Annotated in this window: 1 protein-coding gene and 1 pseudogene; one reads left to right on the top strand and one right to left on the bottom strand. The window is 40.7% G+C overall.

Annotated elements, in window-relative coordinates:
• Window positions 1–413: 413 nt before the first annotated feature.
• Complete coding sequence (locus tag J7439_RS25535; RefSeq protein WP_209204870.1) at window positions 414–872, bottom strand: HIT family protein; 459 nt, start codon at window positions 870–872, stop codon at window positions 414–416.
• 146 nt (window positions 873–1,018) lie between these two features.
• Between J7439_RS25535 and J7439_RS27415 the strand changes: the two are divergent.
• Window positions 1,019–1,143 (top strand): annotated as a pseudogene (locus J7439_RS27415) (transposase); the annotation flags it as partial.

The raw sequence follows: 1,143 nt of genomic DNA, 5'->3' as shown, positions 1-1,143 counted from the left end.
CTGATTCATAACGCTCACCGCGTTCCTTTAAAGGGTGAGTCACTGCGCAAGAAACAAGCAAAACTGGCGAAGTCCGAACCTACGTCCTAAGCTGCAAACCGATGCGTCGCTGCTCTCCAATGGGGGGGGGCCGGATGTTTCCGGAATTGGTGGCCGGATACTTCCGGAATCAGTGGCCGGATGTTAGTGGAATGGGTGGCCGAATGCTCCGGAATGCGCAGTGTGCTTTTTATACGCTTCCTGTTTGGTATGAATGAGAAATTCTTACAATGATCAATACTATCATTTAAAAAATGAATAAATGACGTACTCTCTTCACTTTTTAAAAAGTGGGTGTCCTTTTTATTTTTTTATTTTTCTTTTTAAAAAGTGGGTGTCCTTTTTATTTTCGGCTTGTCCGCACGACGCGCTTGTTATGCGTGTGCTCTGATTTTTGCTGCAATATTAGCCAATATTTGATCGTCGGCTCTTTCGTGATCGTGCGAAGAAATATAGCCCTCGTATTTCTTGAAGAATTTTTTGTTATTTGAAGAAATTGGTTGGAATGCTGAATCGTTTCCGGTTCCGTGCATTGGAAACAATTTGCTGTGCAAATGATCAATGCCATAACCCTCAAAAAACATTCCTGTTCTTGCAACACCTTCAAGAGATTTATCAAGAAGATTTGCCACCTTCTTTGTCGCTAAAACAAGATCACTTAAAACTTCATCAGATTGATCAAAAGCATAACTTGAATGATGTTGCTTTGGAATAACAACAGAAAAACCTTCTGTATTCGGAAAAATTGAAAGAAATGCTAAATGATTTTCGTCTTTCCAAATTTTATGACAGGCAACTTTACCTTCGACGATGTCACAAAAAATACAACTCACAGAAAAACTCCTTTGTAATTTTTGTATGAACGCATAATGAAATAAAGGACACCCAAAAATTTGACTAATCGGCCACACTGTCTATTTTTCTTCTGGAGCCTCTTAAGGGCATTAAGGAAATCTACCCAGCAACCAAAAAAAATAACATGACGACCGCCCGAAAAAACCTCATAGATCCAGCCAGTACGCCCTACTACCACTGCATGGCACGCTGTGTTCGCAGGGCCTTCCTATGCGGCAAAGACAATTTCTCAGGCAAAAACTTTGAGCA

It is taken from the genome of Salinisphaera sp. G21_0 (assembly GCF_017744115.1).
Taxonomy (GTDB): domain Bacteria; phylum Pseudomonadota; class Gammaproteobacteria; order Pseudomonadales; family Endozoicomonadaceae; genus Endozoicomonas.
This window is presented reverse-complemented; position numbering and strand designations above follow the sequence as displayed.